11 protein-coding genes and 1 tRNA gene are annotated in these 14,309 nt (G+C 45.2%); 7 read left to right on the top strand and 5 right to left on the bottom strand.

Translation table 11 applies throughout. From position 1 onward, the window contains the following. The first annotated feature begins 626 nt into the window (after window positions 1-626). Complete coding sequence (locus ODOSP_RS11150; RefSeq protein ID WP_041557332.1) at window positions 627-1,211, top strand: Crp/Fnr family transcriptional regulator; 585 nt, start codon at window positions 627-629, stop codon at window positions 1,209-1,211. Window positions 1,212-1,338: 127 nt separating this feature from the next. On the opposite strand, the gene ODOSP_RS11145 is transcribed toward ODOSP_RS11150, so the two are convergent. Next, window positions 1,339-1,423: transfer RNA gene (locus ODOSP_RS11145), tRNA-Leu, on the bottom strand. 246 nt (window positions 1,424-1,669) lie between these two features. On the opposite strand from ODOSP_RS11145, the gene ODOSP_RS11140 reads away from it, so the two are divergent. Continuing rightward, the gene (locus ODOSP_RS11140; RefSeq protein WP_013612407.1) at window positions 1,670-4,081 is read left to right on the top strand and encodes a TonB-dependent receptor; all 2,412 of its coding nucleotides are present in this window, start codon (window positions 1,670-1,672) and stop codon (window positions 4,079-4,081) included. A 98-nt stretch (window positions 4,082-4,179) separates the two neighbouring features. Then, window positions 4,180-4,782: an HAD family hydrolase gene (locus ODOSP_RS11135; protein WP_013612406.1), complete on the top strand. Its 603-nt coding sequence runs from the start codon at window positions 4,180-4,182 to the stop codon at window positions 4,780-4,782. Here ODOSP_RS11135 and ODOSP_RS11130 read toward each other — a convergent pair. Both ODOSP_RS11130 and ODOSP_RS11125 read right to left on the bottom strand, forming a co-directional pair. Then, entirely contained in the window at window positions 4,754-6,112 is a 1,359-nt protein-coding gene (locus tag ODOSP_RS11130; RefSeq protein WP_013612405.1) for an MATE family efflux transporter, read from the bottom strand. The genes ODOSP_RS11135 and ODOSP_RS11130 overlap by 29 nt on opposite strands. Continuing rightward, window positions 6,090-6,401: a hypothetical protein gene (locus ODOSP_RS11125; protein WP_095074692.1), complete on the bottom strand. Its 312-nt coding sequence runs from the start codon at window positions 6,399-6,401 to the stop codon at window positions 6,090-6,092. Before ODOSP_RS11125 ends, ODOSP_RS11130 begins: the two co-directional genes overlap by 23 nt. A gap of 231 nt (window positions 6,402-6,632) precedes the next feature. On the opposite strand from ODOSP_RS11125, the gene ODOSP_RS11120 reads away from it, so the two are divergent. Further along, complete coding sequence (locus ODOSP_RS11120; protein WP_013612403.1) at window positions 6,633-7,964, top strand: S28 family serine protease; 1,332 nt, start codon at window positions 6,633-6,635, stop codon at window positions 7,962-7,964. Beyond that, entirely contained in the window at window positions 7,961-9,019 is a 1,059-nt protein-coding gene (gene mtnA, locus ODOSP_RS11115; RefSeq protein ID WP_013612402.1) for an S-methyl-5-thioribose-1-phosphate isomerase, read from the top strand. Before ODOSP_RS11120 ends, mtnA begins: the two co-directional genes overlap by 4 nt. On the opposite strand, the gene ODOSP_RS11110 is transcribed toward mtnA, so the two are convergent. Continuing rightward, entirely contained in the window at window positions 9,009-10,241 is a 1,233-nt protein-coding gene (locus ODOSP_RS11110; RefSeq protein WP_013612401.1) for a 3-deoxy-D-manno-octulosonic acid transferase, read from the bottom strand. The two genes, mtnA and ODOSP_RS11110, sit on opposite strands and share 11 nt — an antisense overlap. 292 nt (window positions 10,242-10,533) lie before the next feature. Between ODOSP_RS11110 and metK the strand changes: the two genes are divergently transcribed. Both metK and ODOSP_RS11100 read left to right on the top strand, forming a co-directional pair. Further along, the gene (gene metK / locus ODOSP_RS11105; RefSeq protein WP_013612400.1) at window positions 10,534-11,841 is read left to right on the top strand and encodes a methionine adenosyltransferase; all 1,308 of its coding nucleotides are present in this window, start codon (window positions 10,534-10,536) and stop codon (window positions 11,839-11,841) included. 163 nt (window positions 11,842-12,004) lie between these two features. Then, window positions 12,005-12,574, top strand: coding sequence for an RNA polymerase sigma factor (locus tag ODOSP_RS11100; protein WP_041557331.1), 570 nt, complete (start codon window positions 12,005-12,007; stop codon window positions 12,572-12,574). 60 nt (window positions 12,575-12,634) lie between these two features. Here ODOSP_RS11100 and ODOSP_RS11095 read toward each other — a convergent pair whose 3' ends face one another. Then, entirely contained in the window at window positions 12,635-14,305 is a 1,671-nt protein-coding gene (locus tag ODOSP_RS11095; RefSeq protein WP_013612398.1) for a BACON domain-containing protein, read from the bottom strand. Between the last annotated feature and the right edge of the window lie 4 nt (window positions 14,306-14,309).

Raw genomic sequence — 14,309 nt, 5'->3', positions numbered from 1 at the left:
TTGTTCGTCTTCGGTATTCGTGTTCGGGGACGCGGTCGCTTCTGTCGGTCATCTGGCTTTTTCTTTCACTGACCGGCGGAACTCGCTTCGCTCAGACACCACCGGCCGGGCGTTCAGAAAAAGCAAGACGACACTCGCCGGAGCTCCAATGGTCCCCGAACACGAATACCTCCGACTTACGTTATCACTACCTGGCAAGCTAAACCGGACCTGAAAACCATAAATTTCAGCGAAAAAAGATTTTCCGGTAAAGTAACCCAATTATCCATAATCCGATAGAGGTGAGCCGGTATTTTATTCTATAAAATTTTTCTAATTCTTCCTTTGCCAGGTCGTGTTAACGTGAGATGAAGGTTTTTATGCCGGAAGACCATTGGAGCGGGAACGAGTGTCCGGTTAGGGTTTCCGAACGCCCGACCGGTGGTGTCTGAGCGAAGCGAGTTCCGCCGGTCAGTGAAGGAAAGCCTTAACGGACCGGTCCAGGCGAACCGGTCTGACGGTATAAAAACCGGAATCGGAATAGAAAGAAAAAATTATACCTACGTTTTATGATGAACTTTATAAGCTCCGATTCTCTTTTTTTTCAACCCTTTTTCTTTTCTTTGTATACTTTTTTCCCGGTAAATATGAAAACTGCTTTAGCTATAACACGAACTCTGTCCAGACGTTATTATCCTCTGCATCCGGAGGAACAGGAAGCACTTGCTTCTATAATGGAGTGTCGCCGGGTCGATAAAGGAGAACTTCTCCTCGAAGAAGGCCGGATAGCCCGCCATTTCCATTATGTCGAATCGGGAATGTTACGTCAGTATTACTACAAAAACGGGCATGATATCACCGAACATTTTTCGTGTGAAGATGATTTGGTATTTTGCATCATCAGCCTGTTCAGACAAGAACCCACACGCTTGATGACCGAAGCCATCGAACCGACCGTGGTGTACGACATCCCCTATACCGGTCTGCAAGAATTGTTTGTTTCTTATTCCTCTATTGCCCAATTATACAAGAAAATTTTAGAATGGGGCCTTATGGTATCCCAGAACAAAGCCGACTCCTGGCGATTCGAAACTGCCAAGGAACGCTATAAACGTTTTCTAAAAGATTTTCCCGAAGCAGCCAAAAGAGCCCCTATCAGCCATATCGCTTCTTATCTGTTGATGACTCCCGAAACCCTCAGCCGCGTGAGGGCTGAAATTTTCCAGGAATAAATTGTAAGATAGGTGATCAGTAAACTTTTTCTAAGATAGTACCAGTCCTCAAGAAACCCCATGCCCCGGTCCCATGGGTTACAAAAAAAGAGTTAGATTTTCATCTAACTCCTTGATTTTCAATTTGTACCCAGGGCGGGAATCGAACCCGCACGTCTGTTGAGGACACTGGATTTTGAGTCCAGCGCGTCTACCAATTCCGCCACCTGGGCAAAGAACTCGGGTGCAAAGGTAGATATTTTCATATAACCTCCAAAGAAAAGTAGAATTTTTTTTGAATCTTTTTGCTAAGTTGCTCGTATAAAGGATATATTCTTAATGTTCAATACTCATATTTTCTTGAAAAATTCCTCATTGACCGGTAATCGATGGGGGATTTTTTGTCAGATGACGATTCGTTTGTGTACATTTGCCGACCCGTCGGGAGAAGAGTTTATAAATAGTAAGATATTTTAGAGATGAGATATTGGATCGTATTATTTTTATTTTGTCTGGGTATCGGACCAGCTGTCCAGGCACAAAATAAAGGTGTCGTTAAAGGACGAGTCTTCGATTTGGCGAGCAATGAGGCGATCCCATTTGCAAATGTCGTAGTTTATGGGACGACTCTGGGGGGAGCGACGGATGAGGAGGGAAGATTCCGGTTGGAAAATGTTCCTCCGGGACTTGTCCGCTTGGAGGTGAGTAGTATCGGTTATCAGACTTTGGTGACAGTAGGGTTTCTGTTGGGTACTGCCGGAGAGAGAACGGAAAATATCGGTTTGGAACCTGCATCGACTACTTTGGAACAAGTCGTAGTCAAAGCCAGTCCTTACCGTAAAACAGTAGAAACTCCGGTTTCCATTCAGCGGATAGGAATTGCGGAGATTGAAAAAAATCCCGGAGGCAACCGGGATATTTCCAAAGTAGTACAATCCATGCCGGGGGTATTGTCTTCGCCTGCATTCCGGAATGATTTTGTAGTCCGGGGTGGTGGGCCTGCTGAAAACCGGTTTTATCTGGACGGAGTTGAATTGCCCATCTTAAATCATTTCGCTACTCAGGGGGCTTCCGGTGGGGTAGTCAGTATTGTGAATATCGATTTTGTCAAAGAGGTAAATTTCTTTTCCGGTGCCTTCCCGGCTTCTTATGGTAATATGATGAGTTCTATGCTCGAATTTCGACAGATCGAGGGAAATCCCGACCGGGTGAAGACGCGGGTTACTTTCGGTGCTACCGATTACGGCCTGTCTTTGGACGGTCCGTTGGCTCCAAAGACTACTTTTATTGTTTCGGCCCGGCGAAGTTATCTGAAGATGTTGTTCGGTATCATCGGTTTGCCTTTTCTTCCGGTGTATAATGATATGCAATTCAAGACGGTCACCCGTTTGAATGCCCGGAATGAATGGACTTTGCTCGGTATTGGCGGATACGATATCAACCGTCTGAATACCGACCTGAAGAATCCCGACGATCATCAGAAATATTTGCTCGATTGGTTGCCGGAAAGCCGGCAATGGAGTTATACTTTGGGAACGACCTTTAAGCATTACGGCAATAACTGGTATCACTTTTTCGTCCTAAGCCGGAGTGGATTGTACAATAAGGTCGAGAAATACACCGGCAATGACCGTCATAATCCCAAAACAATCGACTATCGCTCTGGAGAATCGGAAAATAAATTCCGTTTCGAGCATCATCGTTATGCAGCGAATGGGTTTAAACTTCAGGTTGGGGCAGGTATCGAATATGCCCACTATGACAATACTACGGCCCGGCGGCTGTTCGCTGCGGGAGAAGCTATCGATCAGTATTATTCCCGGGCTTTGAATATGTGGAAATGGGCGGTCTTCGGCCAGGTGTCCCGGTCTTTTTTCTCCGAACGGCTGGCTTTATCCCTGGGACTCCGGGCGGACGGATGTAATTATACCGGTAAAACAGCTGCTCTTTACCGGCAAATATCGCCCCGTTTCTCATTTTCTTACGCATTCGACGAACGCTGGTCGCTAAATGGCAATATCGGCCGGTATTATCAGTTGCCTGCCTATACGACGCTGGGTTTTGCAGACGCCGGGGGAGTTCTGGTGAATAAACGGAATAAGACCGGATATATCGGAGCCGATCATTATGTACTGGGAGTTGAGTATCGTCCGGGAACGACTACCCGGATTACACTGGAAGGTTTTTACAAGACTTACGATCATTATCCCGTATCCCTGACCGATTCGGTTGCTTTGGCCAATAAAGGTACCGACTATGTGGCGGTGGGTGACGAAGCGGTTCGACCCGTCGGAGAAGGGAGAGCTTATGGGCTGGAATTGATGCTCAGAACCCAGGAATTTTATGGTGTCGTTGCTTCGTTGGCTTATACCTGGTATTATTCCGAATTTAAACAGTTGGATGAAAATTTGCAGAATACCCGTCGTTATATACCCAGTAGTTGGGATAACCGCCATATATTCTCTCTGACAGCAACCCGTAGGATAGGTAAAAGTTGGGATTTGGGGTTTAAATGGAGATATGTGGCGGGTGGGCCTTATACGCCTTATGATCGGGAGACTTCGGCACGGATAGAAGCCTGGGAGGCCAAACATCAGCCTTATTATGATTATTCGCGCTTCAATACACAGCGATTACCGGCTTTCCATCAACTGGATGTCAGGGTGGATAAGAGTTTTTTCTTTCGAAAGTGGTCGTTGATATTTTATGCGGACATTCAGAATATCTATAACTATAAAGCTTTAGGTCCCGATGAGCTGGTGCCTGTCGAAAATCCCGACGGAAGCTATCGCAAAGATCCTGACCGGGAAGGTTATTATCAGATGCGCAGCATAAAAAATGAATTGGGCGGAACGGTTTTACCCTCTGTCGGGGTAATTGTAGATTTTTAATCCACTTGCCGGATAGATTTTTCAGTGAGCGGATAAGTTGGTATAAGTTTTGTAACTTTAGATATCGAAAATAGGTATGATTGAAAAATGACAAGTATATGAAAAATGTGGTTTTTGATTTGGGTGGAGTTGTGGTCGATTGGAGTCCCGAACGTTTGATGGAAGAATATACCGGTGATCGTGCAATGCCGGTGAGTCTGTTTGAAAGGGGGTTTTTCCGGAAATTTTGGCCCGATTACGACCGGGGGACGATCGATCAGGTGAATATCGTTCGGGAAATGAGTGTTTTTTCGGGACGTCCTTATGCCGAATGTTGGGATTTTGTCGAATTTATCAAACATTCGTTGCGGGATATTCCCCAAACACAATGTCTGATTAAAGAGTTGGCCGGTAAAGGTTACCGTTTATTCTGCCTTTCCAATATGTCCCTGGAATTTTATGACTACCTGAAAGAACGGGAGGTCTTTCGGTATTTCGAGGGCCAGATCATCTCGGCTCACGAAAAACTGATTAAACCCGAAAAAGAGATTTACCGGATCCTGATCGACCGTTTTCAGGCATACCCCGAAGATACGCTCTTTATCGACGACCTGAAGGAAAATGTCGATGCGGCTCGTCAACTGGGTTTCCATACCGTGCATTTTGCCGATAAGGAAAAAGGATACCGGGAAATCAATAAAATTCTTTGCTCTGAGTTTTAGTTTTTAGTTTCCAGTAGTACCTCCCGCAAAGCATGACTCCGGTCAGGGTAAGCCCTATCGGATAGCCGATCCAGATTCCTGTGATGCCCCACTCGAGTACAAAGCCGCAGATGTAGCATACGGGCATGGCGATCAGGAAGTAACCGATAAAGGAGATGACAGCCATGGAGATCACATCGCCGATACCGCGGAGGGAATTGGCATAGGTAATCTGAAGGGCATCCCCGAATTGGTAGGCCAGCAGGATATAGACCAGGGTGGATACGACCCGGATGACTTCTTCGGAGGTGGTGAATAGATATCCGATCAGTTCCCGGGAAAATAAGAACACAGTACAGGCACAGACAGCGAGACAAAGAATGAGGTGGAAGCCTGCCATCGTCGTGCGGCGCACATGGAGCAGCTCCTGACGGCCGAAATAATTACTCACCCGTACAGATACCGCTGCTCCGACTCCGTAATAGATCATAAAACCTAAAGTTGAGATAGCCACCATCACCTGATGGGCGGCCAGGGCAATGCTTCCCAGCCAACCGATCATAATTCCCGTAATACTGAACAGGGCAGTTTCCAGTCCCATCTGTAAACCGACCATCCAGCCCATTTTATTGAGTGAGAGGATATCGGTGAAATTGTATTTACCCCGTTTGTAACCGACCAGATAGCGGCGGTAACGGAGGCTGCGGTAAAATAAGACGGCGAAAGCTGCAAACATGAGGATACGGGCCGTTAAGGTGGAAATGCCTGCTCCTACGACACCCAGGGCCGGTAGTCCGAATTTTCCGTAGATCAGTATATAATTTCCGGCAATATTCACCAGATTGGCGGAGATCATGATGTACATGGGCGTTTTGGTATCCGTAATACCGTCGGCGAATTGCTTGAAAGAATTGAATAACATGACGAATACCAGGGAAGCCAGCTGGAGAAGAAAATAAGGCCGGATCAACGGGAGTAATTCTTCAGGCTGTCCTAGCCGGTCGATATTGAACCATACCACTGTCATCGCCAGGGTCAGGAGCAAGCCGATGAAGAGATTTACCAACAGACTGTTGCGTAGCAGTTGACCGACATGATATTTGTCATGACGGCCGAAAAATTGTCCGACCAGGGGAGTAAGACCATAAGAAAAACCCAGACCGAAAAGAATGGGGATATTGAAGGCACTGTTGACAAATGAAGCTGCAGCCAGGTCGAGAGTGGCATATTGTCCTACCATCATATTATCGGCCAGGCCTACCACCACAATACCGATTTGTCCGATGACAATGGGGATACCCAGACGGATGAGGGCTTTGTAATGTTCTTTATAGGGTGTGAAATAGCTCATGTCGCTTAGCATTTATAAAGTTCATAAAGTCCGATGGCCTCAGGGACCCGATAGACTGAATTAAAATGGTAACGGATAACGATATACCTCTTCCATTTGCAATGATACTGTCCAGCAGCAGCCGTTCCCCGGTCAGCGTGTCGCTTACCGGAATATCTTTCACGGTTATGATCTCCCCGTTAAAGTAGTTTACTTTTTTATGACATCCGCCTAAAAGAAACAGTAGGGATAACTCTCCTGCCAAAGCTTTTGTTTTCAAAGCCATAGCTGTTCTTATGGATATCTTCATAGACTGTTCCGGATTTGGATTATAAACTGTTTTGATAATTGTCGCAAAGCTAATCAATTTCTTGCCTGCCGGCAAATGGATTTCTTGCTTTTACGGATCGCTTTTTAGCATTTGTCTTTTACTTTTTGCATGCTACTTTTTTACTTTCTGCCTTTTTTTCGTACCTTGTCCCCGTTGAGATAAGTCCCGACTAAGGGTGGAGATTGGATGATGTTTTAAATTATTTGAATTATGAGAAAACTCTTAACTACTTTTGTTTGTGTATGGTTTACCCTGGCGGTATGGGCCGGAGATGGGATTTATGAAAAGTTGCAACAGATACCACAGATTAGTGAGATTCAGAAACTGGATGTAAAGCCTTTTCAGGAGTATTATCAATTCTGGTTCGAGCAGCCGGTCGATCATTCCGATCCCGCAAAAGGGACTTTCCGGCAACGGGTGTTGCTGGGGCATAAACAATCGGATGCTCCGGTGATCGTCGAGTTGGAAGGCTATAATATCTGGTCGTCGGAAGAAGGTGAATTGGCTAATATCCTGAAAGGGAATCAGCTGACGATAGAGCACCGTTTTTTCGATCAAAGTGTGCCGGAAGGAGGAATTCCCTGGGAAAACCTGACCATCAAGCAGGCTGCCGATGACCAGCACGAGATTATACAGGCTATCAGGCAGAAAATTTATCCGGCATCGAAATGGATCAGTACCGGAATCAGCAAAGGAGGACAGACGACGATATTTCACCGTTATTTTTACCCGGCCGATGTGGATATCAGTGTACCGTATGTGGCTCCCCTGAATCTGGAGTATGTAGATCCCCGTTTGGATAAATTTCTGAATCGGTTAGGAACGGCGAAGAGTGGGGTGAAAGCGCTTTTTAACTGGGAGGATCTGAATACCTGTCATTATACGATCCGTGATTTTCAGACCATGTGTTTCGAACATCTCGATACGCTGCTTCCTATGCTTGAGGAACTGGCTGCCGAAAAGAAATATACCTACCGGATGGTGGGAGGGACCAAACGGGCCTTGCAGCTGATGATTCTGGAATATCCTTTTGCGTTTTGGCAGTGGGGGAATAATTGTGCCGATATTCCCGATCAGGAAAGTGCCGATTGGGAGGAGATCTTCGAATACCTGGTGAAAGTGTCTTCCCCTGATTTTTTTGAAGATAAGTACATCGTCCGCATGCAACCGTTTTTTTATGCTGCTTTGACCGAGATCGGGATGTATGATTATAAAATAAAACCGTTCAAGAAATTCTTACCCGAAGACGATAAAGATATCGACTTTTCATTCACTATGCCTGAAGGTGTTGAAAAAAAGCCTTTTAATGACAAACAGATGAAGGCGATCAACGAATGGTTGCAGACGGATGCCGAGCGGATTTTGTTTGTATACGGCGGAAGTGATCCCTGGTATGCTACCGGCGTCGATTTGAAGAAAAACGGAAAATGCCGTAAATACGTAAGAGGGGATATGAGCCATGCTTGCCGGATTAAAGATTTCGATCCGGTGTCGAAAGAAGATTTGCTCGATACGCTGAACGAATGGATGCAAGAAAAATGAAAAGTGAAGGTTTGGCCGGCCTGACGACGGTAAGTGTCGATTGGGAAGAGCCGGCTGTAATTATTCTCGACCAGACGCAATTGCCCAATCGGGAAGCATATCTCCGCTTATATACTCCGGAGGAGATTTGGGAAGCCATTTATCACCTGAAGGTGAGGGGGGCCCCGGCGATCGGAGTTGCTGCTGCCTATGGCATGGCGGTTTGTGCACAACAATTCGGGGAACAGTCTTTTTCCGTTTTTTTTCAAAAATTTACGGAGGTAAAAAAATACCTGGCTTCTTCACGTCCTACTGCTGTAAATTTATTTATGGCTTTGGACCGGATGGAAAAATGTGTTTTGTCGTTGCAGGATCAGCAGGTTGATACAATAAAAATAAAATTGCAGCAGGAGGCGGAAGCTATCCGGGCAGAGGATGCGGCTGCTTGCCGGAGTATCGGGGAATGGGGATTAAGTGTTTTACAACCGGGAATGGGGCTGCTGACTCATTGTAATGCCGGACATCTCGCAGTTTCTGCATATGGTACGGCTTTGGCTCCTGTTTATTTGGGGCAGGAGCGTGGTTATCATTTTAAAGTGTATGCAGATGAAACCCGTCCATTGTTACAGGGGGCACGTTTGACAGCCTTTGAACTTCAGAAAGCAGGAGCCGATGTCACTTTGATCTGCGATAATATGGCTTCCTGTGTGATGGGGCAGGGAAAGGTGCAGGCTGTTTTGGTGGGATGCGACCGGATAGCGGCTAATGGAGATGTTGCTAATAAAATAGGTACTTCCGGAGTTGCTGTTTTAGCTAAATATTATGGAATTCCTTTTTACGTACTTGGACCGACTTCTACAGTTGATTTAAAATGTCCGGATGGGGCACATATTCCCATTGAAGAACGGCAAGCCGGTGAAATCACAGAAAAATGGTATACCCGACGGATGGCACCTCCGGAAATAAAGGTGTATAACCCTGCTTTCGATGTGACCCGTCATGAATTGATCACGGCAATCATTACCGAAAAAGGGATTTTATATCCTCCTTTTGATCGTGGCCTCTCTAAATTGTAGTGCTTAGTGCTTTACTGATTACTGCTGTCGCACCCAGTTGGCTGTTCACATATTCCAATGCCTTTTGTCCGGCGGTTACTGCAATTGCCGGATGCTGAATCAGGCTGTCCAGGATCTCCGAAAGTTCTGCCCCGTTGGAAATGCTGAAAGCTCCGCCTTCCCGGATCAGGCTGACCGCTTCGTTGAATTTTTGATATTTGGGTCCGAAAATTACCGGTATTCCATACACGGCAGCTTCAAGGGTATTGTGGATACCGACTCCGAAACCTCCGCCGATATAAGCGATCTTCCCATACCGGTAAATCGATGAAAGCAGACCGATACAATCGATAATCAGTACCTCCTTATCGGCCAAATCAATATTTTCCGAGGTGTAGCGGACTACCTTCTTCCTGCATTTGTCCAAAATCGCTTTGATGTGATTTTCCCCGATTTCGTGAGGGACGATAATCCATTTATAACCGTCCGGATGGCAGTTGATATATTCCAGGAGAATTTCTTCATCGGGTGGCCAGGTGCTGCCGCAGACGATGGCGGGGCGGCCGTCACAGAATTGCTCTACTTTGACGATTTGTTTTGCATTTTCCGCGATCTGTTTTACCCGGTCGAAACGGGTATCTCCTGTCAGTCTGACATTTTTTATGCCGATGGATTTCAGTAATTCCACCGATTGCCCGTCCTGCACGAACAATTCTTTGAAGCATCCCAGCATCCGCCGGTGGAGTTTTCCCCAACTTTTAAAAAAAGGCTGGTTGGGACGGAAAATGGCTGAGATGAGATATACCGGGATGTTTCGTTTGTTCAGTTCGTTCAGGTAGTGGAACCAGAATTCATATTTGATAAAGACCGCTGCGTCCGGACGGAATTTTTCAATCAGGCGGACCGCATTGCGTCGCGTATCTCCCGGCAGATAAAGGATGTAATCTGCACCGGTATAATTTTTGCGGATTTCATAACCTGAGGGCGAAAAAAAGGTAAGCAGGATTTGAGTTGCCGGTTCTGCGGCCTTCAAGGCTTCGATCACCGGGCGGCCTTGTTCGAATTCGCCCAAAGAAGCGGCATGAAACCACACCAAACGACCTTCTCCCCGTTGTATACCGGCTGCTTTTTTCCAGACTTCTTTTCTGCCTTTACATAAAAGGGCTGCTTTTTCATTGAAAGGAGCTGCCAATTGTATTGCCAGATGATATGCCTGAATTCCAATATTATATAAGAATGCCATAACGATACTTTGAATATAGGCCGCAAAATTAATAATAAAACCCGAATGATGCGCTTTTCCTCTTTCTGCTTTTTTTTAACCTTTAACTTTTTACTTTTACCTTTTTCCTTCCTATCTTTGTCCCGTCATTGTGGAAAGATTTGGCTGATTGCAACCACAGAAAAAAATTGCTAAAATGCATATACTTCTGAATTCAACCATCCATTGCCTTTCCCGTAATATAATTAACCGATTGGATATTGATTGCGTATAGTACATTTTCAATTTTCAATTTTCAATTTTCAATTAAATTATGGGATATTTATTTACTTCAGAGTCTGTATCGGAAGGGCATCCTGATAAGGTTGCCGATCAGATTTCGGATGCAGTGCTCGACCGGATTCTGGCGTTCGACCCGGAAGCAAAAGTAGCCTGTGAAACTTTGGTGACAACCGGACAAACTGTCATTGCAGGCGAGATTAAAACAAAGACTTATGTAGACGTGCAGCAAGTGGCCCGTGAAGTGATCAATGAGATCGGCTACACCAAGAGTGAGTATATGTTCGACGGAAATAGTTGCGGGGTATTTTCTGCGATCCACGAACAATCGCCGGATATCAACCGGGGAGTGGTGCGTGAAGATCCGATGGAACAGGGAGCCGGTGATCAGGGGATGATGTTCGGTTATGCCTGTAACGAGACCGATAATTATATGCCGTTGTCCCTGGAATTAGCCCATCTTTTACTGAAAGAATTGGCTCAAATCCGGAAAGAGGGTCAGTTGATGCAATATCTGCGTCCCGATTCGAAATCACAGGTGACCATTGAATACGGTGATGAAGGGAAACCGGTCCGTATACATACGATTGTCATTTCTACCCAGCATGACGATTTCATCAAGCCGGCCAACGAAACGCCGGAAGCCCAGCTGAAAGCCGACGAGGCTATGGTGGAATGGATCAGAAAAGATATCGTCGATATTCTGCTGCCCCGGGTAAAGGCCCTGTTGCCAAAACGGGTACAGGCTTTATTCGATAAAAATGTCATTCTTTTTGTCAACCCGACCGGTAAATTTGTGATCGGAGGTCCTCATGGAGATACAGGGCTGACAGGGCGTAAGATTATTGTCGATACCTACGGGGGGAAAGGAGCCCACGGTGGGGGAGCTTTCTCCGGAAAAGACCCTTCGAAAGTCGATCGGTCTGCTGCCTATGCTGCCCGTCATATCGCTAAAAATATGGTAGCAGCGGGGATAGCCGACGAGATCCTGATCCAGATTTCCTATGCGATCGGCGTTGCCCGTCCTGTAGGAGTGTATGTGAATACTTACGGTACTTCGAAAGTCAGTTTAACGGATGCAGAGATTGCCGGGAAAGTCAGCGAGATTTTCGACCTTCGTCCGAGGGCTATCGAAGAACGCTTGAAATTATGTAATCCGATTTATCAGGAGACTGCCAGTTATGGGCACATGGGACGCAAACCCGAAATAGTGAAAAAAGTGTTCACTTCGAATTATTGGCCTACGGTTGAGAAAGAAGTGGAACTTTTTACCTGGGAAAAACTGGACTATGTCGATGAGATAAAGCGGGTATTCAAGGAGTTTAAGAAACCACAGCCATAAGAGAAGGTGTCCCTGGACATTGATTGTAATTTGAACTGTGTCAGCGAAGAAAAAGAATAAAGTATGGACTTTGCTGACACAGTTTTTCAAAAGAATTTGGAATATAAATTGGAAAATCTATTATTAATCCTTTATTTTGTTCGGTAAAACGACGGAAGACACTGTGAGCGAACAGAAAGATTTTTTGCAGCGCTTTAACTTGAAAGACGAACAAGCTTATCATAAACTCTTTCAGCAATTTTATAGTTACCTTGTCCTTTTTGCGGAACGCAGAGTGGAAAATCACAAGGTGGCTGAAGATATCGTGCAGGAAATCTTTATCAATATCTGGGAAAGTAACAAACAATACAATTCTATCAACGGATTTAAAGCTTATTTGTACGAAGCCGTCTCGAACCGTTGTGCAGATTACTGGAAACACCGGGCAGTCGAAGAAAAATACACGGCACATGTGCTTTATGAACAAAAACTACCCGATTTTTCAGTGCAAGAGGAAGAAATATTGCGGGAGTTGTACGCAGCCATCGGTGAATTGCCGCAACGTAGCCAGGAGGTCATTCTTTTATCTTTAGAGGGTAAGAAAAATCAGGAAATAGCCCAACTGCTGAATCTGTCTGTGCTTACTGTCAAAACCCATAAGAAAAATGCTTTCCGTTATTTAAAAAATCGACTGCGAAATCTGGTACTGTTAGTTATGATTATGCAGATTTCTAAAAAAGATATCCTGCCATAATGTTCCGGCTAAACGGTAAGTTATGACAGGATCTGATGTTTTATTCGGCTTAAAGCTCTATTATTTTACCTGAGCCGGCATCGGAAGGGGTGGTCTGTCCGATACGGTATAGTCGGCCGGTAGTTCATATTGGTCATGTTCGAAAAAGTAATTAACCAATCCGGTCATGCCTTGAGGGGAGTATTCATATACGTTGAGACGGAACAAAAGCCATTGTACGATAGCATATCGCGAAGCAACATTGAAATAAGGTACGTTGTTTATCATACAACTCTCTTCTTCACAATGAGAAACAAATGCCTTGTTAGCAATATCACTGACACATCCATAGCCTCCGTCAGCAGGCTTCAACACTTCGCTGTAACGAGCTGTGCTTCCACTGACATATCGGAAAAACTGCCAACTCATCTCCGGATAAGAAGTTATCAGCCTTTCACTTGTTGGTAGTCCTACATTATAACAATATAACCTGTAATTTTTATAATAAGTTATTAAAGTTTTATCTTCAGTAGTAAACAACTGTTCGGTAGACCATTCGTCTCCCAGTTTTCCGATAGCGTGTCCACCGACTTCATGCAGAAAAATGTTGGTGAATCCTCCCGGTAATTGAATATCTCTGTTCAAAGGGACATAACTGATTGTCCTGTAATCAGTATCATTTCTATCAGTCGGGTCGCCGAACCAATAAGTCGAGCCTCCATAACGTTCGTCATTGACCAATACAATGACGACGGAATTCGTTTGCAGTATGGCGTCATTCATTCCCAATATTTTGCTTGCATAACTGAAAGCCGTTGTATTATTTCCGATGATGCGGTTATCTTCGTTAAAGTAACTGAATAATGCTGTATTTCCTGACTCGGAAGTTCCGGCCCCGCGCTCTTGTGATTCGCAAGCCACTGACCAAACATTGAAATATTCCTTGTAAGTTTTATAGGGTTCGACAGTAAATAAGGCCTCACAAGCTTCTTCTACCGCCAGGTCGAATACTCCCGTTTCTGCAATCAGATCATCGGACGTAAAGCCATCTCCCAGAAAAATCAGGTTAAAGCCGTTTGTGAGTTCACGTTCTCCCTGGTGTTTTTGGACATTTCCGTCTGCCCGGATCCCTCCATTCTGGGAAGCGGTTAATTTCATTGTACGTACGCCGTATTTCAAACGAACGGTTGTCGATCTTTCTTTTTTCTGGCTATTATCCGTAGTTATAAAAACCAGTTCGGAATCTCCCGAACCCACGGTATCTGCAACTTGTAACCAACCTGTCGTATCGGCAATTTCTACTTTCCAATCCATATTGGTATGAATTTTCAGGGTATCGTAGCTAACTCTTTTATTGAAAGCCAACGATTTCTTGCCGTCCGTCACTTCAAATACCATCGGTTCCTGACGCACAGCCAAACGCATTACATTGTCTCCGCAAGTTACTTTTACAGCCGTTCCTCTTTCGTATATGTCATCCGACGGACTAACCCGGATGACCAACTTTCCTTCAGGGTTCTCCCTGTTTTTTTCCACAGTACACCAATCAGCCATACTTTCGGCTTCCCATCCGGACCCGGCAGTCACGTCAATGACAACAGTATCACCGGCCGCTCTTAGTAAAAGATTATCATCAGAGAATTGTAAAAAGCTATCTAACGTATCGTTATCGCATCCGGACAAAGTCCATAGCATTGTACAGCCGATTGTAACAATTCCCATATATAATCGATGTAAGATTTTGTGTATCATATGC

Source organism: Odoribacter splanchnicus DSM 20712 (genome assembly GCF_000190535.1).
Classification (GTDB): domain Bacteria; phylum Bacteroidota; class Bacteroidia; order Bacteroidales; family Marinifilaceae; genus Odoribacter; species Odoribacter splanchnicus.
Note: the sequence above shows the minus strand (reverse complement) of the source record. Positions and strands in the feature narration are given on the sequence as shown.